The sequence below is a fragment of the Terriglobia bacterium genome (assembly GCA_035712365.1).
Lineage (GTDB): Bacteria > Acidobacteriota > Terriglobia > UBA7540 > UBA7540 > SCRD01.
The window spans coordinates 76,224-100,284 of record DASTAW010000040.1 but is presented as its reverse complement, the minus strand read 5'-3'; the positions used below and the strand labels follow the sequence as shown (position 1 = coordinate 100,284).

The 24,061-nt window shown below is 60.5% G+C and carries 17 protein-coding genes; 7 read left to right on the top strand and 10 right to left on the bottom strand.

Annotated elements, in window-relative coordinates; genetic code table 11:
- Window positions 1–399 precede the first annotated feature (399 nt).
- Window positions 400–2,982, top strand: a complete 2,583-nt coding sequence (locus VFQ24_12595; protein ID HET9179188.1) for a carboxypeptidase-like regulatory domain-containing protein — start codon at window positions 400–402, stop codon at window positions 2,980–2,982.
- Between the two features lie 325 nt (window positions 2,983–3,307).
- On the opposite strand, the gene VFQ24_12590 is transcribed toward VFQ24_12595, so the two are convergent.
- Window positions 3,308–4,858 (bottom strand): glycoside hydrolase family 27 protein, encoded by a 1,551-nt coding sequence (locus tag VFQ24_12590; protein HET9179187.1) that lies wholly within the window; start codon window positions 4,856–4,858, stop codon window positions 3,308–3,310.
- Between the two features lie 477 nt (window positions 4,859–5,335).
- Here VFQ24_12590 and tig point away from each other — a divergent pair, with 477 nt between their 5' ends.
- The 5 genes from tig (at window position 5,336) to rho (ending at window position 12,720) form a co-directional block, all read left to right on the top strand.
- Complete coding sequence (tig, locus tag VFQ24_12585; GenBank protein HET9179186.1) at window positions 5,336–6,634, top strand: trigger factor; 1,299 nt, start codon at window positions 5,336–5,338, stop codon at window positions 6,632–6,634.
- Between the two features lie 37 nt (window positions 6,635–6,671).
- Complete coding sequence (gene clpP / locus VFQ24_12580) at window positions 6,672–7,259, top strand: ATP-dependent Clp endopeptidase proteolytic subunit ClpP (GenBank protein HET9179185.1); 588 nt, start codon at window positions 6,672–6,674, stop codon at window positions 7,257–7,259.
- Window positions 7,260–7,274: 15 nt separating this feature from the next.
- Window positions 7,275–8,540, top strand: coding sequence for an ATP-dependent Clp protease ATP-binding subunit ClpX (gene clpX, locus VFQ24_12575; GenBank protein ID HET9179184.1), 1,266 nt, complete (start codon window positions 7,275–7,277; stop codon window positions 8,538–8,540).
- A gap of 11 nt (window positions 8,541–8,551) precedes the next feature.
- Window positions 8,552–10,969, top strand: a complete 2,418-nt coding sequence (gene lon / locus VFQ24_12570; GenBank protein HET9179183.1) for an endopeptidase La — start codon at window positions 8,552–8,554, stop codon at window positions 10,967–10,969.
- Window positions 10,970–11,376: 407 nt separating this feature from the next.
- The gene (gene rho / locus VFQ24_12565; GenBank protein HET9179182.1) at window positions 11,377–12,720 is read left to right on the top strand and encodes a transcription termination factor Rho; all 1,344 of its coding nucleotides are present in this window, start codon (window positions 11,377–11,379) and stop codon (window positions 12,718–12,720) included.
- A 24-nt stretch (window positions 12,721–12,744) separates the two neighbouring features.
- Here rho and cmk read toward each other — a convergent pair whose 3' ends face one another.
- The 8 genes from cmk to VFQ24_12525 all read right to left on the bottom strand — a co-directional run bounded on the left by cmk (window position 12,745) and on the right by VFQ24_12525 (window position 22,228).
- On the bottom strand, window positions 12,745–13,440 hold the full coding sequence (gene cmk / locus VFQ24_12560) for a (d)CMP kinase (GenBank protein ID HET9179181.1): 696 nt from the start codon (window positions 13,438–13,440) through the stop codon (window positions 12,745–12,747).
- Window positions 13,441–13,603: 163 nt separating this feature from the next.
- Entirely contained in the window at window positions 13,604–15,553 is a 1,950-nt protein-coding gene (mutL, locus tag VFQ24_12555) for a DNA mismatch repair endonuclease MutL (GenBank protein ID HET9179180.1), read from the bottom strand.
- A 57-nt stretch (window positions 15,554–15,610) separates the two neighbouring features.
- Window positions 15,611–17,455 carry an aspartate--tRNA ligase gene (aspS, locus tag VFQ24_12550; protein HET9179179.1) on the bottom strand — a complete coding sequence of 615 codons (1,845 nt, stop codon included), beginning with the start codon at window positions 17,453–17,455 and terminating at the stop codon, window positions 15,611–15,613.
- Window positions 17,452–18,768: a histidine--tRNA ligase gene (gene hisS, locus VFQ24_12545; GenBank protein HET9179178.1), complete on the bottom strand. Its 1,317-nt coding sequence runs from the start codon at window positions 18,766–18,768 to the stop codon at window positions 17,452–17,454. The genes aspS and hisS overlap by 4 nt, the downstream gene beginning before the upstream one ends.
- 68 nt (window positions 18,769–18,836) lie before the next feature.
- Window positions 18,837–19,364 (bottom strand): gamma carbonic anhydrase family protein, encoded by a 528-nt coding sequence (locus VFQ24_12540; GenBank protein ID HET9179177.1) that lies wholly within the window; start codon window positions 19,362–19,364, stop codon window positions 18,837–18,839.
- Between the two features lie 264 nt (window positions 19,365–19,628).
- Complete coding sequence (locus VFQ24_12535; protein HET9179176.1) at window positions 19,629–20,654, bottom strand: class I SAM-dependent methyltransferase; 1,026 nt, start codon at window positions 20,652–20,654, stop codon at window positions 19,629–19,631.
- 240 nt (window positions 20,655–20,894) lie between these two features.
- On the bottom strand, window positions 20,895–21,341 hold the full coding sequence (locus VFQ24_12530) for a hypothetical protein (protein HET9179175.1): 447 nt from the start codon (window positions 21,339–21,341) through the stop codon (window positions 20,895–20,897).
- Window positions 21,342–21,559: 218 nt separating this feature from the next.
- On the bottom strand, window positions 21,560–22,228 hold the full coding sequence (locus VFQ24_12525) for a hypothetical protein (protein HET9179174.1): 669 nt from the start codon (window positions 22,226–22,228) through the stop codon (window positions 21,560–21,562).
- A 416-nt stretch (window positions 22,229–22,644) separates the two neighbouring features.
- Here VFQ24_12525 and VFQ24_12520 point away from each other — a divergent pair, with 416 nt between their 5' ends.
- The gene (locus tag VFQ24_12520; GenBank protein ID HET9179173.1) at window positions 22,645–23,391 is read left to right on the top strand and encodes a metallophosphoesterase family protein; all 747 of its coding nucleotides are present in this window, start codon (window positions 22,645–22,647) and stop codon (window positions 23,389–23,391) included.
- 139 nt (window positions 23,392–23,530) lie between these two features.
- On the opposite strand, the gene VFQ24_12515 is transcribed toward VFQ24_12520, so the two are convergent.
- The gene (locus VFQ24_12515; protein HET9179172.1) at window positions 23,531–23,998 is read right to left on the bottom strand and encodes an FxLYD domain-containing protein; all 468 of its coding nucleotides are present in this window, start codon (window positions 23,996–23,998) and stop codon (window positions 23,531–23,533) included.
- Window positions 23,999–24,061: the final 63 nt, after the last annotated feature.

Below are 24,061 nucleotides of genomic sequence, written 5' to 3'. Positions count from 1 at the left end.
TTCTTTCACCAGCACATCGCCGGGGCGGCCTCTTTCCCGCCCCCGGCGCGCCTATAAACTCAAACCTTCCTGAAGAAGAACCGTGGACCTCAAACCCGGAGGTCCGCGCTACTCTTCGCTTAGCGAGAAACACCCCTCACCGGTCCTCCCGCCTTGTGGGACGGGAACACCCTCTCTCCTTGGAGATGGTGGTCGTTGGGGTGCTGCGGGCTGTCGCGACCTCAGGCAGGGTTGGTAGCCACGGCACCGACCTTGTGCCATGGGTACCCGCTGCACCACCCGACCCGAGAGCCGATGCAACACGCGAGCGACACCGATGACGACGAGAGGGTGGTCGAACTTCGAGTTGCAGGAACAGGAGAGAGAATGTAACCTCGACCTTGAGGAAACCGGCGGGCGATGGAAACTGCGCGCAAGTGCGGCGGAGCGGCGCTCCTTCTGACGGTTTCATTTGTGTGTCTTGGCGCCTGGCGGGTGCAAGCCCAGTGGGCGCAAACGCTGCCTCTGAATTCTTCGGCCCCCCAGCCAGGCGCGCCCGCCAATTGCCACATTTCCGGCCTGGTGGTCGACGCGGGCACGGGGAAACCGATGCCTGGCGCCGATGTAAAGGTTTTCTCACCGCCCGTGAGTGTCGGCGGCGTTATGCCGGTTGTCGTTCCCACTTCGCCTTGCGTGCGCTGCGATCCACTCGGCGTGCTGCGGTACCGGCTTCGGACCGACGCCACAGGCCACTTCGCCGTGCGGGGAATGGAACCGGGCGTATACGCGGTCACCGCAGTAGCCGATGGCTATGCCGAACAGGTTTTCGATGCCCATGAAAAGTACACGAGGGACACCTTCTGGCTGCGGCCCGGTCAGGGGCGCGACGATATCGTGGTGCGGCTGCCGCGCGCCAGCGTGCTCGCCGGCCACGTGATCGACGAGCACGACGAACCGGTGCCTGGGTCGCTCGTACAAGTACTGCAATATGGGCCAGCGGGGGCCCTGCAGAAAATACTGCTGCCGGTGACGGGGACAACGACGGACGACCGCGGCGAATATCGGGTGTTCGGATTGCTGCCGGGCCGGTATTATCTCGTCGCCGGGTATCAGCCGGACTTCGACCTGGCCCCCTTTAACCTCTACGATTTGGAGCGTGAATTTTATTTCGACGGCCATTCCTGGCGAGGTGCGGGATGGAAAGACTTTCCTCCGCTGTTCTTCTATCCCGGTAGCACTGACCGCTCTCTCGCAAGGCCGGTGGACCTGGAGGCGGGGCAGGCGATTTTCGACCTTAACATCTCGGTCAGGCCAATGACGGGTAAGGAGCGGGTGGCCATCGACAAGTTCCATTTGCTTCCTCCGCTGACCGGAGCGTGTGAAGCATCGGGGACGGTAATTGATGCTGTCACGGGCCAGCCGATGCGGAACGCCTGGATGTCTTTCGGGTCACACTACTACTCCAGGGACCAGCGTCCGGCTGTGCAAGCCCGCACTGACGGAGAAGGACGCTTCGATTTGCAGTCGATCCCTTGCGCTTGGGGCCTGCCGCTCGGAGTGTGGGCAAATGGATTCGCGGAGCAGCCGGACGAATCGGAACCGGACCCGACATTTTTTGGTCAGCCGGAACCGCAATTTCGCTCTCAGCACAAGATCACCGGCATGCTGATCAAGATGGCGCCGACCGGGGTAATCGCCGGAAGAATCACTGATGGGCATGGCAATCCTGTCGAGTGCGCGCACGTCACCCTGGCGCTCGCCTATCCATCCAGTGATACCCGTGGGTGGCTGATGCCGTATCGCGAGACGGTGACCGATGACCTGGGCCAGTACCGCTTGTTCGATCTTCCTGCGGGACAGTATTACGTGGCCGCACAGACGCGGACGTCCCAGCCGATTCCGGCGCTGCCAGCATCTACTTCTGACGTGCGTTTGCTTGATGCCTCGCCAGGCGTTTCCGTGTCGCCGTACATCTACTATCCACATGCGACAACACCTGGCGATGGTTCGGTGATTCGCCTGGAGCCAGGCGAGCAAATGACCGGAACCGACTTTTCGCTTTCGCCGGTTACGACCTACGAAATCAGCGGCACGGTGCAAGGGGCGGCATGGCGCGCGTGGAAAGGGAAAGTCGGGTTGATCCTGCTGCCGGCGAAAGGCGCGTTTGGAATTTCCCTGAAAGAGGGCGAAGTCGTGCAACCGGACGATTCCGGCCATTTCCGCATTTTGGGAGTGCCGCCGGGTTCCTACGTGCTCTGGGCGGTTCTTCCCAGGGGAATGTCGCGGTATGCCGCCTATGCACCCATCACTGTGTCCCATGCGAATGTCGCTGGCGTCACGCTCGATCCTGACGGCGATTGGACGGTCCATGGCCATTTAACCGTGGAGGGCCAGGCGCAGGGTAATTTCCAATATCGCGTCATCGCGGAGCGAGGAGATGCTGGCTTTCTCTTCGACCGGGTTCAGGCAAATGACGTGCACTCGGGAGATTCGTTCGCACTGAACGGCCTGTTTCCCGGCCGCTACCGGATTCGGATTGAAATGATGCCGGAAAGGGGATACATCAAATCCGCCACCTTTGGCTCACAGGACGTGCGCGCCAATCTCCTGGAGATACCGCAGCACCAGCCGGTTGGGACGCTGGAGTTGGTAGTGAGTTGGGACGCGGTGCAGATTCAGGGGACCGTGCTCGGTCCCGATGGCCAGCCGACGCCATTCGCTTGCGTCGTCCTGGCGCCGGCTCCAGGGCTGCGGCGTGATGCGCGGCTCTTCAGGTCTGTTCCCACGTACTCCGGCGGACATTTCGCGTTGCAGGGAGTTCCGCCGGGCAAGTACACGCTGTTCGCCTGGGACAAGATCGCCTTCGGCGCCTGGTTCCAGCCTGGATTTCTCGACGGCGTGGCTGGATATGGCGTCGATGTCACCGTGGCAGAGGGTCAGACGCAAACCGTGACGTTGCACGAGATCGTCGCCGGCGGTGCGGCATCCGCCCCGGGCCAATGAGCGCGGCGAAGCTGAGTGTTCGCTGGGGCAAGGGGACAAGGTGCGCTAGACGGGTTAGCCGGCGAACCCTTCTCCTTGCTTCGGTGATACCACTCTTTGTGGCAGCACCCATTGTGGCACCGGCACTCCTGCCGGTGAGTTGGAGCGACTTGGGCAGTGACCCAAACAGCCTCCAGGTCAGGAAAATAGCTTTACCTTCAGGATGCCAGTGCGGAAGGTTGCGGTGATAGAAGGTCATTGGTCTATATTCCGTAGCACAGCACGCTTGCCTGTGTCGTTTATCCCATCCGCACAGCCAGGAGTGGCTGTGCTACAAAAGGCTGTGCTACTTGACTTTCAGCATGACCACGCCGTGGGCGGGGACCTTCGTCGAATAGTGCGTGTCGGAGACTTGCACTGCCTCATGTTTCCACAAGTCGCGCGCCTGGATTTTGCCTTCGAGTTCCAGCGCCGGCCACTCGACGCCGATTTCGTCTTCCTTGTCGGCGCGATTGAAAAAGGCCACGGCGGTTGAGCCGTCGGCGAGTTTTCGATAGGCGACAACCTGCTGTTCCACGTATGAAACCAGTTGCGCGGGATGGGCGGCGGGGTCCTGGTCGATGGCGATGACCTCGCTGTTCATCAGGATGTCGCGCGTGTCCTCCGTCATCGAGCTAAGATCGTTCCCGGCCAGCAGCGGAGCGGCCAGCAGGCACCAGAGGCTCATGTGGGTGCGGTATTCGTCGCTTGACATGCCGCCGTTGCCGATCTCGAGCATGTCGGGATCGTTCCAGTGGCCGGGGCGCATGAAGTGCTGGATGGCGAACTGGCTGAATCCGATTTCGTCCATACGCTCCCAGTGGTCATTGATGTCTCCGGTGGTGCGCCAAAGGTTGCCGCTCACTTTGGCTCCCCATCCCCAGACGTCGTCGCGCCCGTACTGGCAGAGGCTGTAGACGATGGGCCGGCCGCACTTCAGCAGGGCCTCGCCCATCTTCTGATAAACCGGACGCATGTCTTCGTCCTTATAAACGCGCGCGGCGCTGCACCAGTCGTATTTCAGGTAATCAAAGCCCCACTCGGCGTAGGTTTTCGCGTCCTGCTCCTCGTGCCCAAAGCTGCCTTCGTAGCCCGCGCAGGTTTCCGGGCCCGGCCCCGAATAGGTTCCGATCTTGAGGCCCTTGGAGTGGACGTAGTCGCATAGGGCCTTCATGTCGGGGAACTTTGTATTGCCGGTGATGTTTCCCCGGCTGTCGCGCTCGCCCTGCCAGGTGTCGTCAATATTGACGTAGATGTATCCTGCTTTGGCCATGCCGGAAGCGACGACGGCGTCGGCGGCGGCGCGCACGATCTGGTCATTCACGCGGCCGGCAAATTTGTTCCAGCTATTCCAGCCCATGGGCGGTGTGCGCACCAGGCCGTTGTCCGTCAGGTCGCGGAGCTCGGGCAGCGGCAGCGGCGCGGGAGGCAGCGTGGCCTCGCGGGTGGTGCGCTGGGCCGCGCCGGTTTGCGGGCTGCGGCCAGGGATGTCGATCTGCATGTCAATCTTGTCGCCGTTCATCTGGCCGGTGTAGATGGTCGTGCGGCCCTCGCGGCGGAAGCGCGTGACGACTTCGAAATGAAGCCTGCCGCTCTGGAAGCTTCCGTTGCTGATGGGAAGCTCACGGCTGCCGGACATCACCGATCCCGAGACGGTTTCGCCTGACTGCTCGAGATGGAAGTAGGACTTGCGGTACGTGCCGTCGTTGTTGGGGATGAGCAGGACCCAGTAGCCGCTCAGGCTGGTCTGGGCGGCCAGGTTGGACGCCCCCAGCAGCACGACAGGAGTTGATGCCAGCGCGCGAAGGGCCGACCTTCGGCTGACGCGTGGACCCAGAATAAAATCTTCAGGCTTCATGATGGCAAATCCTTTCCGGTGGCGTCAGTTGAGCGCGTCTGTGAGGCACCGCTGCCGCGATTGCTTGCTGAAGAAGTCCGCCGGTCGATTTTCATTTGCTGCAAACAGATTCGAGAGCGGCAGAAGGATATCACAAGGAAAAGCACAAGCCAACGAAACGATAGGAACATGCGGCGGAAGGGTCCTATCTTCGCGCCCGCCGGTTTGGCTCTGCTTTTTCCCGAAAACACCCCTCACCCGGTCCTCCCGCCTTGCGGGACGGGACCACCCTCTCCCCCTCGGAGAGGGCGATGATTTCTCTGAGCGAACGGCCAACCGGAGGGAATCCAGTTTGTTGACAGCCGGAAGCCGTATGCTATACTGAGCCTTGGGAGCCGGGGAGCGAGCAACCTCTCAGGGCTGGGCCATTCCCTCAGGTAGAGTTAGAAGGACCACCTTCCGTTCTCTTTCAATCTAAACAGCCGCTATTGGAGAACTGTGGAAACTGAAACCTGCAAGAAAGAACTCGTAATCGAAGTACCGCCTGACATTGTGAAACAGGAGTCCGACGCCGTAACGGCGCACTACCGCCGGCTGGCGCGGATTCCGGGTTTCCGGCCGGGGCGCGCGCCCGCCTCGCTGATTCGGCGGCACTTCCACGATGACATTCGCAGTGAAGTGGTGCAGGCGCTGCTACCCAAATATTTTGAGAACGCAATTAAAGAACAGCATATGTCGGTGGTCGGCCGCCCTCAATTTGCCGATCTAAAGTTTGAGGAGGACAGTCCGCTGACTGCCACCGCCAAATTTGAGATCTTTCCTGACTTTGAGCTGAAGGAATACAAAGGGCTCGAGATCGGGCAGCGGCCCTCCGAAGTCACTGAGGATGAAGTGAAGCAGACACTCGAGGAATTGCGCCAGCGGTCGGCCACTTTTGAGCCCGTGGAAGGCCGCGCGGCCCAGGATGGAGATTATGTTTCGGTGAATTACAAGGGCGTGGACAAGTCCGATGCCGGCGCCAAGCCGATTGAAGCCGCGGATGCCATGGTGCATCTTGCAAGCGAAGGCTCGGTGCCCGAGTTCACAGAAAATCTGCGTGGCGCAAAGCCGGGCGAGGTGCGGGAGTTTGATGTGAATTACCCCGAGGATTACGCCTCGAAGCCGCTGGCAGGAAAGTCTCTGAGCTACCGCGTGGAAGTCGTGGCCATTAAGAAGAAGATTGTCCCCGAGCTCGACGATGAATTTGCCAAATCCGTCAGCGAGTTCAAGAGCATGGAAGGGCTTAGAACGCGGGTCCAGGAGAACCTGTCTGCCCGCAAGAAATACGAGGCCGAGTCTGAGGCCAAGCAGGGCCTGTTAAACCAGTTGGTGGCCGCGCACAGCTTTCCTGTTCCTGATACACTGGTAGAGGGACAGGTTGACGGCAAGCTGGAAAGGTTTATGGGCCGGCTGATTTCCCAGGGCATCGACCCCCGCGCCGTCAAGCTTGACTGGGAGAAGCTGCGAGAGGATGGAAGGCCTGAGGCCGAGAAGGAAGTCCGTGGCTCGCTGATTCTGGAGAAGGTGGCGGAGTCGGAAGCCGTCGAAGTGAAAGAAGAGGAAGTTGACGATCTGATCCGGGAGCTTGCCCAGGAACGCCACGAAGCGCCGGCGGCCCTTAAAACCCGCTTGACACGCGACGGGGAGCTTCCTACAATTGAACGCAGGCTCCGCAATCAGAAGGCCCTTGACCTCATCTACCAACACGCCAGGATCAAGCCAGAATCCGAAGCTTTTCCGAACCATACCGAAGGGTAAGGGCAGGGGAGTGCCGATGACTATGGATCGACCAGCGATGACATTGATTCCAATGGTGGTTGAGCAAACCAACCGCGGGGAAAGGGCTTACGACATTTATTCCCGCCTGCTCCGCGATAATATCATTTTCATTGGCACCCCGATTGATGATAATGTTGCCAATCTGGTGACGGCGCAGTTGTTGTTCCTGGAAGCCGAAGACCCGGACAAGGACGTTTCGCTCTACATCAACTCCCCTGGCGGAGTGGTGACGGCAGGAATGGCGATTTATGACACCATGCAGTTTATCCGGCCCGACGTGGCCACCATCTGCATCGGACAAGCGGCCAGCGTTGCAGCCCTCCTGCTTTCCGCCGGCACCAACGGCAAGCGCTTTGCTTTGCCTAATTCGAGGGTCCTGATCCACCAGCCGACTATGGGAGGGTTGTCCGGGCAGGCCACCGACATTGATATTCACGCGCGCGAAATCCTTCGCGTCCGCGCAGGTTTGAATGAAATCATGGCCAGGCACACCGGCCAGCCCCTCGAGAAGATCGAACGCGACGTGGAACGTGATTTCTGGATGAACGCCCAGCAGGCCAGGGAGTATGGCATTGTTGATGAGATTATCGAGAAGCACAAATAACGGAGGCGAGCTTACTTGAAACGATTAGTTTCAGAAGAAATACTTCGTTGTTCGTTTTGCCAGAAAACGCAGGATGCAGTAGGAAAGCTGATCTCTTCTCCCGGCGACCATCCCCGAGCATACATCTGTGACGAGTGCGTAGCGATCTGCAACACGATTCTGGAAGAAGAGCAGGTGGAGAACGTTCCGTCGGTCGAAGCCAAGCTGCCGCGTCCGGCAGAAGTCAAAAGGTTTCTCGATGAGTATGTCATCGGCCAGGATAAGGCCAAGAAGAAGCTGGCGGTCGCGGTTTACAACCATTACAAGCGCATCATGCTGGCCAAGGTGCGCAACGACGTCGAGCTGACCAAGTCCAACATTCTGCTGATCGGGCCCACCGGCACCGGAAAGACGCTGCTGGCCCAGACCCTGGCCCGCCTGCTGGATGTTCCCTTTGCGATTGTAGATGCCACCACGCTGACGGAAGCGGGCTACGTGGGGGAGGACGTTGAGAACATCATCCTGAAGCTGCTTCAGAACGCGCAGGGTGACGTCCAGCGCGCCCAGCAGGGAATTATCTATATTGATGAGATTGACAAGGTGTCGCGCAAGGATGAGAACCCCTCGATTACGCGGGACGTTTCAGGCGAGGGCGTGCAGCAGGCCCTGTTGAAGATTCTGGAAGGCACCGTGGCCAACGTGCCGCCGCAGGGCGGGAGGAAACATCCCCACCAGGAATTCACTCCGGTTGACACCACCAACGTTCTGTTTATCTGCGGCGGAGCGTTTGTGGGGCTGGAAAAAATCATCGAGCGGCGGACTGGAAAGAAGTCCCTGGGATTCCACAGTCCCCAGGAGGCGCCCGAAGAAATGCCAGGCGGACGCCGGAACATCGAGTTGCTGGAACAGGCCCAGCCGGTTGATCTGATCCACTACGGGTTGATTCCGGAATTCGTGGGGCGGCTGCCGGTGGTCAGCGTGCTGAGCGACCTGGATGAGAAGGCGCTGGTGGAAATCCTGACGGAACCAAAGAACGCGCTGGTGCGTCAGTATCAGCGGCTGTTTGAATATGAGAACGTCAAACTCCGGTTCACTGAAGGAGCGCTGCGAGCGGTTGCCGCCCAGGCGCTGCAACGCAAGCTGGGGGCCCGCGGCCTGCGCATGATCCTCGAAGACCTGATGCTGGACCTGATGTATCATTTACCCAGCCAGCGGACCATTCGCGAGTTTGTGGTGACGGAGGAAATGGTCAAAAAGCACGAGATTCTCTTTGATCCATCTCTATTTGAAAAGGCAAGTTAATGGATTCATCTATGTTTTCAGGCCGAGAAAAAGGCGATAGCCGCGCGCTTCCCATGATGCCCATTCGGGACGTGGTCATCTTTCCCTACATGATGACGCCGTTTGTGGTGGGGCGCGAAAGTTCCATTCGGGCGCTCGAAGAGGCGCTGGCCGGCGACAAGAAAATCTTCCTGGCCACCCAGCACGACGCCTCGGTGGACGACCCCAAGCCGAATGACATCTACCAGGTCGGCACCATCGCCAACATCATCCAAAGCCTGAAGCTGCCCGACGGCAACATCAAGGTGCTGGTGGAAGGCAGTGAGCGCGGGAAGGTCCTGAAGGTGTCGAGCGAGGAAGGTTATTTCCGCGCCACGGTCAAGACCGCCTCCTACCGGCTCGTCAGCACGCCCAGCCTGGAACAGCTTGTGCAGCGGGTGATTTCGCTGTTTGAACAGTACGTGAAGCTTTCCCAGAGCCTGAATTATGAGACGATGATCGCCGCCGCCAAGGTGGACGAGATCAGCAAGTTCACCGACACAGTGGCCGCCAATCTCAGCATCAGCATCGAAGAAAAGCAGGAACTGCTGGAACTGTTCGACCCCGTTGACCGCCTCACCCGGTTGGCGGACATTCTGGACATCGAAATCGAAAAGCTGAACGTTGACCGTTCCATCCAGGGGCGCGTGAAGCGGCAGATGGAGCGGGCGCAGCGCGAGTATTACCTGAACGAAAAAATCAAGGCCATCCAGAAAGAGCTGGGGCGGAACGAAAAGAGCGAGATCGACGAGCTGAAAAAGAAGATTGAATCGGCGGGCATGACGAAAGATGCTTACGAGAAGGCCATGGGCGAGATCAAGCGCCTGGAGCTGATGCCTCCCATGTCGGCCGAGTCCACCGTTTCGCGCAACTACCTCGACTGGCTGCTGGCCGTGCCCTGGAAGAAGAAATCGAAGGAAATCCGCGACATTCGCCGCGCTGAAAAGATCCTGAACGAAGACCATTACGGACTCGAGAAGATCAAGGAGCGTATTTTGGAGTTCCTGGCGGTCCGCCAGCTCGTGAAAACGCCGCGCGGCTCCATCCTCTGCTTTGTGGGGCCTCCCGGAGTGGGCAAAACGTCCCTGGGGCGCTCGATTGCCCGGGCCACCGGAAGAAAGTTTGTGCGCCTGTCGCTCGGCGGCGTGCGGGACGAAGCCGAGATTCGCGGCCATCGCCGGACCTATATCGGCGCGCTGCCCGGCCAGATTATCCAGATGATGAAGAAGAGCGGGACCGTCAATCCCGTTTTCCTGCTCGACGAAGTGGACAAGATGAGCATGGATTTCCGCGGCGATCCTTCCGCGGCCCTGCTGGAGGTCCTCGATCCCGAGCAGAACGACACTTTTTCGGACCACTACCTGGACGTCGAGTACGACCTCTCCAGGGTTTTCTTTATCACCACGGCGAACGTGATCCACACCATTCCGCAGCCGCTCCAGGACCGTATGGAAATCCTGCGGCTCTCCGGTTATACGGAACCGGAAAAGCTGGAAATCGCCAAGCGCTTTCTGGTGCCCAAGCAGCGCGAAGCGACCGGCTTGAAGGAAGAGAACCTGGCGTTTGAAGATGAGGCCATCGTGGGCATCATCCGGAATTACACGCGGGAATCGGGCGTCCGGAACCTCGAGCGCGAAATCGCCAACATCAGCCGCAAGGTTGCGCGGAAGGTCGTTCAGGAGGGCCGTGACCTCAGGATTGTGGTCGGCCCGGACGATCTTCGCGAACACCTGGGCGTGATCAAGTTTCGCGATACCAAGGCCGAGGAGAAGAACGAAGTCGGGCTGGCCACCGGCCTGGCGTGGACCGAGGTGGGAGGCCAGATCCTGAACATCGAGGCCACGGTGATGACCGGCAAGGGCAAACAGACCCTGACCGGGAAACTGGGCGACGTGATGCAGGAGTCCGCGCAGGCGGCGCTGAGTTACGTGCGCTCCAGGACCTCGCGGCTGGGACTGCCGGCGGATTTTTACCGGCGCGTGGATATTCACATCCACATTCCCGAAGGGGCCATCCCGAAAGACGGTCCCTCGGCGGGCATCACGCTGGCCACCGCCATGATAAGCGCCCTCACCAAGATTCCCGTGGACCGCGACATTGCCATGACCGGCGAAATCACCCTGCGGGGCAAGGTGCTGCCCATCGGCGGCGTGAAGGAAAAAATCCTTGCGGCCCACCGCGCCGGCATCCGGACTGTGCTGCTGCCGCGGGACAACGAGAAAGATCTTTCAGAAATTCCGGAAAACATCCAGGAGGACCTGGCCATCAAATTTGTCGAGACGATGGACGAGGTGCTTGACCTGGCGCTCGAAAGGAAAATTGAAGGAATTGCGGCCCTTGCAACTGAGCCGGAAGAGGCCCGGAGGCTTGACGCGACTCTCGATTCCGACCGCGAGTCGCTGACAAACTGAGGACGCCTCATCCGGAAGCCGGATGGAAGGACCGGCGTCCGATTGCGAAACAGTTGTTTTACCCGCCGGGGCCCGTACTGAACGGCCCATCAGTGAAACATCATCAGCTTCTGAGGGTGGCCGCCATGGAAAGTACAGGCTGGGCAATGTCGGGAAGCGGGACAACCGCACGGGATGGAAGGTGAGTAGTACGCGCTGCGTCAGTTCGTGACACCCATTGATCCAAACCAACTCGGATTGATAGATCTCGAAGCCACAACCAAGGAAGATACCGTTCGAAAATCCGCTGACTTGCCTGAATGAACCGCTCAGCTCACTTTCCGGGCTTGGCAGCGGGCCCCAAATCAGTAGGAAGTTCTCGGCCCCCAAACAGGGAATCTAAACTAATTTTGAATTGAGAGAGTAACATGCCGTCCAAAAAACAGGAAGAAAAACCAATTGATGTGCAGGAAGAAAAGATCGAGGAATTAAAAGATAGTGAAATCCTCGATATTGCCAAGCTGAAGGAAATGAATATCGGCACGCTCACCCAGGTGGCCAAAGACCTGGGAGTGATCGGGGCCACCGGAATGCGCAAGCAGGAGTTGATCTTCAAGATCCTCCAGGCGCAGACGGAGAAGGCCGGACTGATCTTCTCCGAGGGCGTGCTGGAATGTCTGCCCGACGGCTTCGGCTTCCTGCGCGCGCCCGACTACAACTATCTGCCCGGCCCGGATGACATCTATGTGTCACCGTCGCAAATCCGCAAGTTCGATCTGCGCACCGGCGACACCGTCTCCGGCCAGATTCGTCCGCCCAAGGAAGGCGAGCGGTACTTTGCGCTGATCAAGGTGGAGGCCATCAACTTTGAGCCGCCCGACGAAGCGCGCAACAAGATCTTTTTTGACAACCTGACGCCGCTTTATCCCCAGGAGCGTCTGCGCCTCGAGACGGCCAAGGAGAACATTTCAGCGCGCGTGCTCGACCTGCTGACTCCCATCGGCAAGGGGCAGCGCGGCCTGATCGTTTCACCTCCGCGCACCGGCAAGACCATGCTGCTGCAGACCATCGCCAATTCCGTCACCGCCAACCATCCGGAAGTCACGCTGATTGTTCTGCTGATCGACGAGCGGCCGGAAGAAGTGACGGACATGCAGCGGACCGTGGAAGGCGAAGTGATCAGTTCCACGTTTGACGAGCCGGCGGCCCGCCACGTCCAGGTGGCCGAAATGGTGATTGAAAAGGCCAAGCGGCTGGTGGAGCACAAGCGCGACGTGGTGATCCTGCTCGACTCCATCACGCGCCTGGCGCGCGCCTACAACACCGTGGTCCCGCCTTCCGGCAAGGTGCTTTCCGGCGGCGTTGATTCAAACGCCTTGCAGCGTCCCAAGCGGTTTTTCGGTTCAGCGCGCAACATCGAAGAAGGCGGCAGCCTTACCATCATTGCTACCGCGCTGATCGATACGGGAAGCCGCATGGATGACGTGATCTTTGAAGAGTTCAAGGGCACCGGCAACATGGAAGTCCACCTCGACCGCAAGCTGGTGGACAAGCGCGTGTTCCCGGCCATCGAAATCAACAAGTCGGGCACGCGCAAGGAAGAACTCCTGGTGCCGAAGGATGAGCTCAACCGCATTTGGATACTGCGCAAAGTCCTGAACCCGCTGTCACCCGTTGAGTCGATGGAACTCATCATCGACAAGCTCTCAAAGGCCAAAACGAACGCGGAGTTTCTTGCCTCGATGAGCAATGGCGGCGGTGCTGGAAGGTAAGCGCCCGGCGGCTATTCTGTCCCGTCAGGCAGTCTGTTCCGGGGCCACAAGCTTCTTCTTTCGGGCAAGTTTCAGAATCCGTTCAACAACTTCTTCGGCTGAAAGGCGCGTGGTGTCGATGATGGCGGCGTCATCGGCGACGGCCAGGGGCGATGCCTGTCTTCCGGCGTCCCGCTGATCGCGGCTGGAAATTTCTGCAAGAGTGCTTCGCAAGGTTGAGCGGCAGCCCTGCTCCCCGTCCTGCTGGACCCTCCTGCGGGCCCGCTCCTTCGGGTCGGCCTTGAGGAAGATTTTGAGGGCAGCGCGGGGAAAGACCACCGTCCCGATGTCGCGGCCCTCCATCACGACTCCCGGATGCATCAGCAGCGACCTTTGCACCGCCACAAGTTTTTTGCGAACGGCGGGCAGGCGCGAGACAACTGATGCGGCATGCGTCACCGCAGCGGTGCGGAGCTTCGCGCTCACATCGGCGCCGTCAAGGAGGACCTGCGCGTGGGGCTGGCGCGGTATATACCCGATTTTGGTCGCCCTGACTACGCGGACAATCTCTTTTTCATCTTCGAGCGGGATGCCGGATTCGATCACCTTGAGCGCCGCGGCACGATAGGTGGCGCCGCTGTCCACGTGAATAAGCCCCAGCCGCCGGGCCAGCATCCGGGCCACCGTGCTTTTGCCCGCGCCAGCGGGACCGTCAATCGCGATGATGAGAGGTTGTGTCATGTTACTTCTGAGCTATCAGTTTTCAGCCGTCAGCGGTCAGCCATCAGCCGTCAGCGTTCAGTGTAATGCTCTGCTTTGAAGCATCGGCGCAATCAAATCTGCACGTGGGCGCGGCTGGAGGCTGATAGCTGACAGCTATCGCGCTGACGGCTGACAGCATCAGCTAGATTCTCTTAAACGCCTTCTGGATTTCCTTCATATCGTACCGCAGGACGATGGGCCTGCCGTGCGGGCAGGTCATGGGACATTCGGTTTTGCTCAACTCCAGCAGCAACCATGACATCTTCTCCTGGTCGAGCGGCATGTTCACCTTGATCGCCGCGTGGCAAGCCACGGTGGCGGCGATGTTGCGCCGCAGTTCGTCGAGCGACAGCGCGCGTTCTTCGCGCCCCGCGCCATCCAGAATTTCGCGCACCAGCTTTTCCACGTCTTCCGCCAGGATGTCGGCCGGCGCTGCCTTCACGGCCACGCTGGCCTGACCGAAGGGTTCCACTTCGAAGCCATTGGCGGTCAATTCCGCGGCGATCCGGTCGTAGGTGACGAGCTGCTCCGGCTGCAGGTCCGCCACAATCGGGATCAGCAGCCGTTGTCCTTCGACATTACTCGACTGGCGACGGTGAAGGTGCTGTTCAAACAGAACGCGCTCGTGGGCCACGTGCTGGTCGATGATCCACAGCCCTTCCGCATTGGTGGCGACGATAAAGCTGGACTGCACCTGGCCGAGCGGAAGAAGGTCGGAAGGCAACTCGCCCGCGCGATTTTCCGGCGCGGAAGGCTCCGGCTCAGAATAGGCTGCCAGGCAGGAAGCGGACTCCGCCGGAGCGTAGAGGGACAGCGCCGCTTCCGCGAGCGGCAGATGTCCCGGCGAAGGGGCGGGCCGCGGAGCGGAAAGATGAAAGCTTCTGGACGGGCCCGAAGCGAATGGTTCTCCCGCGTCTTCCGGCGGCGCCCAGCCTCGCGGCGTCCCTGGCGCAACTGAGGTTTCCCCGCCGCCGTGGAATGCATCGCGCGTGTCCACGCGTTTCGGCATGGGAAATGCCGCCACAGGCCGCGAAGCCATCAGCGCCTGGAGCACGGTGTCACGAATCAGGTCGTGAACAAAAGACGAGTGGCGGAAGCGCACCTCCGCCTTCGAGGGGTGGACGTTCACATCCACTTCGCCCGGCGGCAGATCGAGAAAGATCAGCGCCACGGGGAAGATTCCGGCCGGCAAAATGTTGCGGTAAGCCTCGTTGAGCGCGTGCAGCACCAGGCGGTCGCGGATCAGCCGCCGGCTGACGAAGAAGTAAATCTGGTTCCGGTTCAGCTTGTGGACTTCCGGGCGCGAGACAAAGCCGGAAATTTTGAATATCGGCGTCGCCTCTGCTTCAGCATTCGCTTCCGTCTCCTCCTCAAGGTTCAGGCCGGCGGCGGCAGAAAGCAGCGGACGCTCCACCGGGCCGAATTCCACCAGTTGTTCAAGCTGCTGCCCGCCCATCACCTGGTAGATACGCTCGCGGTGACTTCCGACCGGAGAGACCTTCAGGATTTCATTGGATACCGATTCCAGGCGAAATGCCTTCTCGGGATGCGCCAGCGCGTAGTGCGTCACCATGGAGGCGATATGGCCCAGCTCAGTGGACTCCGAGCGCAGGAATTTGCGGCGCGCCGGAACATTATAGAACAGGCTTTGAACGTCAAGGGCGGTCCCGCAGGGCCGGGCGATCTCTTTCACGTCATGCAGCTTGCCGCCTGCGAATTCCATTCGCGTGCCCGATTCTTCCGAGGCGTGGCGAGTCTCAAGCGTGAGGCGCGAGACGGCGGCGATGGATGGCAGGGCCTCGCCGCGAAATCCCAGCGTGGCGATCTCATCCAGGTCTTCGGCGGTTTTGATCTTGCTGGTGGCGTGGCGCTCGAACGCCAGCATGGCGTCATCGCGCGTCATGCCGCAGCCGTCGTCCACCACCCGTAGCAGGCGCTTGCCGCCGCTCTCCACGCGAACTTCCACGGCGTTTGCCCCGGCGTCAATCGAGTTCTCAACCAGCTCCTTTGCCACCGAACCCGGCCGCTCGACCACTTCACCGGCGGCGATCTTGTTGGCGACGGCCTCTGGAAGGATGCGAATTAGAGACATGGAGATTAACGGTAGTTTGAGTTTGTTTCAGGAGCTTCAGCCCCTGAAGTTCCCAGCTTACGACTTCATGATCTTCAGCCCCAGCTCGGCGAGCTGTTCCGGATCGACGGCTGCGGGAGCGTCGCACATCAGGTCGGTGGCGCTGGCGGTCTTGGGGAATGCGATCACTTCCCGGATGCTCGATTCGCCGGCCAGCAGCGCGGTGATGCGGTCAACACCCAGCGCGATGCCGCCGTGGGGCGGCGCTCCGTATTCAAGCGCATCCATAAAGAACCCGAACCGCTCGCGCGCCTTTTCGTCGCTCAGACCCAGAACTCTGAAAACGCGCTTCTGGATGTCGGGCCTGTGCATACGAATCGAGCCGCCGCCGATCTCCTGCCCGTTCAGCACCAGGTCGTAGGCAAGCGCCTTGACGCCGGAGGGGTCTGATTCGAGCTTGTCCAGGTCTTCCTCCCGCGGCGAAGTGAACGGGTGGTGCATGGCCGCATATCGCTTCTCCTTCACGTCGTAGTCGAACATGGGGAAATCGACAATCCAGGCAAAGCTCCAGAGGCCGGGCTTGATCAGCTCAAACCTGCTGGCGAGTTCGAGGCGCAGCCAGCCCGACGCCTGGCTGAGTCCCCGCAGGTTTTCAATCGAGTCCGATTCGGCTCCCAGCAGTATCACCAGGTCGCCCGCCTGCGCTTCCGTTGCTGCCACGATGGCTGCGAGCCCGTCGTCGCCCAGCACGTTTTTCATCCGTGACTGGACGCCCGCCTCGGTGACCGTGAGATACGCCGAGTTCGCGGCGCCCAATTGTTTCAACGTGTCCTGGTAGCGGTCAAACTGGCTGCGCGAAATTTTTGCCGCGGCGCCCTGTACCGTCTGGTGCAGGGCGGCGCCGGGGACGCGCAGCGCCTTCGCCACCTGAAAACCTTTCACCGCGTTCATCCCGCTTCGCGGGAATCCGGAAAGTTCCAGTCGTTTCCATTCCAGGCCGAAGCGCAGGTCGGGCTTGTCGGAGCCGTACTTCTCCATCGCCGTGTCGTAGCTCAATCGCGCGAAGGGAAGTTCCACCCTGACGTCCACCAGCGCCAGCAGCTTCTGCATCAGGCCTTCGATGATTTCAAAAAGCTCCTCGCGCGTCGGAAAGGCCATCTCCACGTCGATCTGAGTAAATTCCGGCTGGCGATCGGCGCGCAGGTCCTCATCGCGGAAGCAGCGAACAATCTGGAAATAGCGGTCGAAGCCGGCGATCATCAGCAACTGCTTAAAGAGTTGCGGCGACTGCGGCAGGGCGTAGAAATGCCCCTGCCGGACGCGGCTGGGCACCAGATAATCGCGGGCGCCTTCGGGCGTTGACCGCGTCATGAAGGGAGTTTCGATTTCGATGAAGCCGTGGTCGCCCATGTGCTTGCGCGTTTCCAGGCACACCTGGTGGCGCAGACGGATGTTGCGCTGCATGCGGGCGCGGCGCAGGTCGAGATAGCGGTAACGCAGGCGTGTGTCCTCGGCCGTGCGCGTTTCATCTTCAATGGGGAAGGGAGGAGTCTTGGCTTCATTCAACAGCAGCAGCCGGGCCGTCTTTACCTCCACCTCTCCCGTCGCAATCTGGCTATTCACGGTGTCCGGCGCGCGCAGCACGACCTCGCCCTCGACGCCCACCACGTACTCGTTCCGAACCTGCTCTGACTTGGCGTGGGCTTCGGGGCTCGACTCCGCGTTCACTACCACCTGCACTACGCCGGTGTGGTCGCGCAGATCGAGAAAAATCAGGTTTCCCAGGTCGCGCCGGCGCGCCACCCATCCTGCCAGAAAAACCTGCTGGCCGGCGTTGGCCTTTCGCAATTCGCCGCAATGGTGCGTCCTCCGAAGGTCGCCAAGTAAGTCGAGTGCCAAAGTCGTCCCTTGCCTTTCCATCATTTTTGCCCGGCCACCCCGTCTTGCGGAGCCAGCCGCGGCTCGCGCAGCTTTTCTTTCAGGAAGCCGGCGATTTCTCCGGCGCTGACGCTCCGCTGTTCGCCGGTGGCCATGTCTTTCACCTGATAATTTCCGCTCGCAACCTCTTCTTCGCCGATGATGATGGCGTACCGTGCCTGGAGCCTGCTGGCGGCTCCCATCGCCTTTTTCAGCTTGACGGACTGATAACTGATTTCCGTCCCAATGCCCTGGCGGCGCAGTCCGCTGGCCAGCAGCGTGGCCTCGTGGCGGGCGCCCTCGCCCATCCAGGCGACATAGACTGCAAGCGGCTGAGCAGGTGTCACCGAGGCCGACGCTTCCACGGCCAGCACCAGGCGGTCCTGTCCAATGGCGAACCCGAAGCCCGGCGCCGGCGGCCCGCCCAGCATTTCAGAGAGGCCGTCATAGCGCCCGCCGCCCAGCAGCGCATTCTGCGCGCCCAGCAGGCCGCTGGTGATCTCAAACGTCGTCCGCGTGTAATAGTCGAGCCCGCGCACGAGACGCGGCACGATCTCGAAGGCGACGCCGCGCTGTTTCAAATCCATGGTCACGGAATCAAAATGCTGCCGGCATTCCGGGCACAGGTGGTCGATGATTTTCGGCAATCCCTCGATGATGGGCTGGTCGGCCTCAACCTTGCAGTCGAGGACGCGCAGGGGATTGGTGGTGGCGCGCCGCTGGCAATCCTCACACAGGCGGGCCTTCACTTCATCGAGCGCCTTGCGCAGGACCTTCAGGTATTCGGGCCGGCACCTGGGGCAGCCCACCGAGTTCACCAGCAGCCTGAATTCTTTCAGTCCCAGACGTTCGAGCAGCAGCACCAGCATCTCCAGCACTTCCGCGTCGATGGCCGGATGGTCAGAGCCCAGCACCTCCGCGCCAATCTGGTAAAACTGCCGATAACGCCCCTTCTGCGGCTTTTCGCGGCGGAACATGGGACCGAAGTAATAAAGCTTCTGGATGCCGGGCTCGTTATAAAGACTGTGCTCGATGTAAGCGCGCACGACAGAGGCCGTGGCCTCCGGGCGCAGAGTCAGCGAGCCGCTATCGCGGTCATCGAACGTGTACATCTCTTTGGTCACGATGTCGGTGTCCGATCCCACGCTGCGCGCGAACAGCGCCGTCTGTTCCAGCACGGGCGTGCGGATTTCGCGGAAGTTGTAAACCTCAAAAACTTTTCGAGCTTCATCTTCCACGCGCTGCCACAGGGGCGTTTCGACAGGCAGCAAGTCGCGCGTACCTTTGACGGATTGGATAGGTTCGTTCTTTTTTGACACGTTGATTTGATTTCCGATTCCGCCGGGGCGGGACCGTCCGCGTTCTCCCAGGCCTGCTGTTGCAGCGGTCAGGAAGCGCGCTTGCTGCCGTTTTCGGCCAGGTAAATATCTTTGTACTTCAGGTAATTGCTGCTGTGGGCGTCGATGAACGCCTGGTCGCGCTCGGTGAGCTTTCGCCGCAGCTTGGCAGGTACGCCCACGTAGAGGCTGCCCGGCGGAATCACCGTATCTTCCAGCACCAACGCCCCCGCCGCTACGATCGAACCTGCTCCCACGCGGGCCCTGTTCAGCACAATGGCGCCCATGCCGATCAGGCAACGGTCCTCGACCGTACAGCCGTGCAGAATTGCGCGGTGCCCCACTGTCACCCAGTTGCCTACCTCCACGGGCACCCCCGTGATGCTGTGCAGCACGGAGCCGTCCTGAATGTTGGTGTGCCTTCCGACGCGGATGGGGCCGATGTCTCCGCGCAGGACCGCCTGGTACCAGATGCTGGCGTCTTCAGCAATCTCGACCTCGCCGATGAGGTCGGCGCTCGCGGCAACAAACGCCGATTCCGCGACGCGAGGAAAAATGCCCTGGTAACTTGTTATCATAGACCCGACCAATCAGCCTGAAATCCTGCGATGCCTTGAACCTATTGAAGTTAACATATCCGTTCGAAAAGCCGCAAGGCTGGGCGGCGCGTTTGGAATCGGTGTAGCGGCGGCTTCACGCCGCGACGTGGCGAGATAAACTCGCATTTGCTCTTTCAGACACCTCGGCGCAAAAGTAAAAGGCCCGGTGCGCCTCGTAATGCACCGGGCCCTTATGCCATGCAGAAGGCTGATGGCTCTCTTACGCTGTTGGCATGCCTTACCTCACTTGCGTCCGACCACCACCATTTGGGGTGACTGAGGAATGGGATGCGAACTGACATCGCCGAAACCGGCTTCGCAGTACATCGACTCGAGCTGGCGGAAGGTGTAGGCGTCGCCCGAAGGCGTGCCGGCCAGCATCACCATGCTGAAACTGGCAGGGATGGACGGCGTTATACGGTCTTCGTTGGGCACGAATTCAAGCGTTGCCGCGCGCCCGCCGGACTTCAGCGCCGCGTGGACCTTTTTCAGCAGTCCGACGTTGGTGGGGGGATCAAAGTGGTGCAGGAAGTTGGTGAGCAGGACAGCATCATACGGGCCGCCGTAATCCACTTCGAAGGCGCTGCCGGGCAGCTTGGTGTAGCGATCGGCCACGCCCGCTTTCTGTGCATTGGCATGCGCCACTTCCAGCACCGCTGGCCAGTCAACCGCCACAATCTGCGCCTGCGGATTCTGCCTTGCGACCTCGATGCCGAAGAGGCCATGGCCGGCGGCGATGTCGAGCACCTTTGCGGGGCCGCTGTGGCCAGCCATTGCAATGGTCCCGAGCGGCCCGGCCATAGGAGCCATCATGGGGGCCATACTCTGGGCGAATTCCACCCAGATGGGGTTTTCCGGATCGACCGAGCCTTGCCCGGGAAGCACCGTCGTGCCTGTCCGAACAATCTCGGCGAGATGCTGGTAGGGTTCGCGCATAGTGGGATTTCCCAGAAAGCGCGCCGTCGAGGCGATGCACGAGGGAGATCGCGGATCGAGAAACACTGCGCTGGTGGGCGTGTGATGATAGCGGCCGTCATCCTTGCTCAGGAGGTCTATGATCGTCAGATAATCGCACAGGATACGAATGCCGCGCTCGGATGCCGAACATTGCCGGGCCAGGGACGCGACGTCACCCGGACCCTCGCCGATGGCGCGGAACAGGTCCAGTTCGATAGCCGCGCAGAGCGCCGCCGAGCGTTGATGGGCGTTCAGAGTTTCAAAGACCAGCCCAGGATTCGGCTGTCCAGCCGCCTGCGGTGTTGATGCCATAGATTTCCTCCTCAGCCGTTCTCCCGGCTGCCAAAGGATGCGATGGTTTGCACCCCGAAAGATTAAAGTTGAATCTCCAGCGCGTAAGATACACCGTCGTCAGATTGAAATCAATTTTTTCGGCTGAGGGTGGTGCCTCAGTTTTGCACCTATGCTGTGGCACGGCCATCTTGGCCGTGCCTTTTTGCCGCAACACGGGCGAGGACGCCCGTGCCACGTATCGGACGGAGTCACCACCTTCTATGGAGCCGCCTTGATTGCTTCAGGCACCTGCGACAGCGTTCTGATTGATCTGGCCGAGCCATCTGGTCCTACGATCACCGCATAGGCCAGACCCGCTGCGCTGGCGCGGACTCCAGTGTTGAGCGTGCCCACGCTTACGGAGACGGACAACGTGTGTTTTTGCGGAAGAGTAACCTGCGCCTCGACGCATATCGGGAAATCCCGCCCTTTGTCCGATTCAGGATTTCCCGTCTGCTCGCCGCAGTCGTTCACTTCCCAGGCGATGGGGGTGTGCGGCCCAACCACGTTTTGCAACCACTTTTCGAGCGGCTTGTCGGGCAACGATGGATCAAGCCTGTGGACGCTGGTGTTTTTTGCGGCTGCGATGGCACGCGCGTCGCGCGACTGGGTATCAGCCTGTGGACCGCTGATCGACAACGCGATAGCGAGGAGAATTGCGAACATGACGGCCCTCCGGCGCTAACATAACAGCGGGGTCGCCCGGAACGCAATCCACACCCCCGCCAGGGACAGCATCCACGGCGATTCGGGCGACGATGAAGCCGTGGCCACGAGCAAAGGCGCCGGGTTCGCAGACATGGCGAGAGGCGCCACGTCTGCGCCACCCCAGGAAATGTGATTCCAGCCGTGTCCTTGCTCCCGCTGCGCAGGCGGATGGGCCATCAGAAGTCGGGCATCTCCATCTTTTGAGGCTCGCCCTTGATGTGAGTGGATTCGCCGGTGAGAACTTTCTCCAGGACCATGGAAGTGTCCGGGCCGGACATTTTGACCAGGCTGTAAGGAGGGACCTTCGAGGAAATCCAGTAATCGACGGCCATTTCGTTTTCCTTTCTGCGAAAGTGGTCGCACTCGAAGGTGCCGCCTGGCACCGTGATGCTCTCCGTCCCGATTTTCTCGCCCATGCCGTTCTGCTGGGCCTTTTGGTTTTGGGCCATATGCTGTTTCATCATGTCCATCATCCCGGCGGGCATTTCCATCGGAGAGCGCCCGGGAGGCTGCATGATCATTCGCTTGATCTCAGGATGCGTTCCCACGCCCAAGGTAAGCTCTTTAATGACCATTTCGCCGGTGAGCATGGCGCCCGCGGACCGGACCTCCAGCCAGTAGGCGTCGTTTCCATCCACCTGCTCTTTTCCGACCACGGCATAGGTGAAAGTCATCTTCCCGTCTCGCGTTGTCACGTCGTACTGCGCGCCTGATCCCACCACGGGCGTGAAGGGCGTGGGGATTTTCGGCGCCTGCGGGGCCTGCTGCCCGAACTGCGCGGCTGCGCTGGCCACGACACTCAGGCCCAGAGCGCAAAGCAGAACCGTTTTGCGGGCAAATTTCATTCTGATGACCTCCGGAACGGAATTCAGTTTCGCTCCTTGATTTTCCCGGCGCCCAGCCATGCGTCCGCGATTGAAAGCCGCACCTCATGACACGGGCTTATCTTCGCAGCGGAGGTGCCGGCAATCAATTCCCGAGTATATCAGACAGCGGCGCGGGCCATGACGGGACGTATGTAGCACAGCCACTCCTGGCTGTGCCGAACGGAACAAAAACACAGGCAAGAGTGCCTGTGCTACGGCTATTTAGCGCAGCCACTCCTTGCTCCTCAAACAGAAAACCAGATGAGCCATCTTCGGCACGCCCGGACCGTGCAGCGTGCGGTGATGCGTTATAATTTGTGCAGAATCCGTCGAAGATAAGGGCTGGCTCGCGCCGTTTGACAGCGAAGGCGACGGTCAGGGATCCGGAGGACTGGTTGCGGTACCTGATTGTGAGTGACATCCATTCGAACCTCGAAGCGCTCGAGAAGAGCCTTGCGGTTGCCGAGGGTAAGCATGATCAGGTGCTTTGTCTTGGCGACCTGGTGGGCTACGGCCCTGACCCCAACGCTGTCATCAGCCGCATCCGGCCGCTTGCCAGACAGATTGTGCGCGGCAACCATGACAAGGCGTGCGGCGGGCTGATGGACGCTGAGGATTTCAACTTTCTCGCCCGCTTCGCGACCGAGTGGACGCGCAGGCAGTTGACGCCCGATCGCTACGAGTTTCTGCGCGGCCTTCCGGCTGGTCCGGTCCGGGTTGATGGCATCGAACTGGTGCACGGCTCGACCTTTGACGAGGATGAATACATCTTTGATTCGCTGGGGGCCATCCAGGCGTTCCAGTCCGACGACGCCCCGCTGATTTTTTTTGGGCACAGTCACCACCAGGGAGGCTTTCTGCTGACGGAGGACAAGCGGCTCCAGCCCATTTCGCTGCCCACCATCAAGGATGATGAACCCGCCGGCATTTCTTTCCGCGAGGACGCGCGATATCTTCTCAATCCCGGTTCCATCGGCCAGCCCCGCGACGGCGACCCCCGTGCAGCTTTTGCCGTCCTGGACCTCGACCAGCGGCGCGTGGACTTTTACCGCACGCCCTACGATCTGGCCAAAACACAGGAAAAGATGCGCGCCGCAGGACTGCCGGAACCGCTGATCGCGCGCCTGGAAGTCGGGCGCTGATTCATCATCTGATTTGGATTTTGCGGTGTTCCGTAGCGCCGGGACTTCAGCCCGGCATTTTTGGTTTTGCTGCATCAGCCGACCCCGCCCAGGCGGGGTCGGCGCTACGACGGCATGCTTCCTGGCGGGATAGGGATCGTTACTCTCCAGCGAGGGTCACTTTCGCCGGCGCCAAGCGGGGCGGCGCCTGGTTCCACGTGTTGGGCACCTGATCAAATGACAACTCGAACTGCCGCGTTTCGCCGGGCTTGAGCGGAGGACCATTCTTCCCGATGGGCGTGGCGCTTCTCTGCTCGATCGGTTTTCCTTCGACATCAGAGAACGTCAGGTTGATTTGAAGCTCGCGGACGGTTTTCTTGCCGTTGTTCGTTACGGCGCCGTAGACGGTGGTCACGGTGTGGTTCAGAAAATTCTGGGCGGCTTCAACCCGGCCGGGCGTAAGCTGGATGCTCTGGAGGTAAGCGGTTTCTTCCGTTCCGGGAGCGGGTTTTGCGGCCTGCTTGGGTCCGCCGCCGCATCCCGCAAGCGCCGCAATTGCCAGCCCGGCCACCGCCAGGCTCCGCACCGCAAGGTTCATTGAGAAATTGACGTGTGAGTTTCTGCGCATACGCCTGTATTATGCCACGGGCGCGGAAGGCTGTTGCGGGAGGCTTGCTGGCGTCATGCGAAT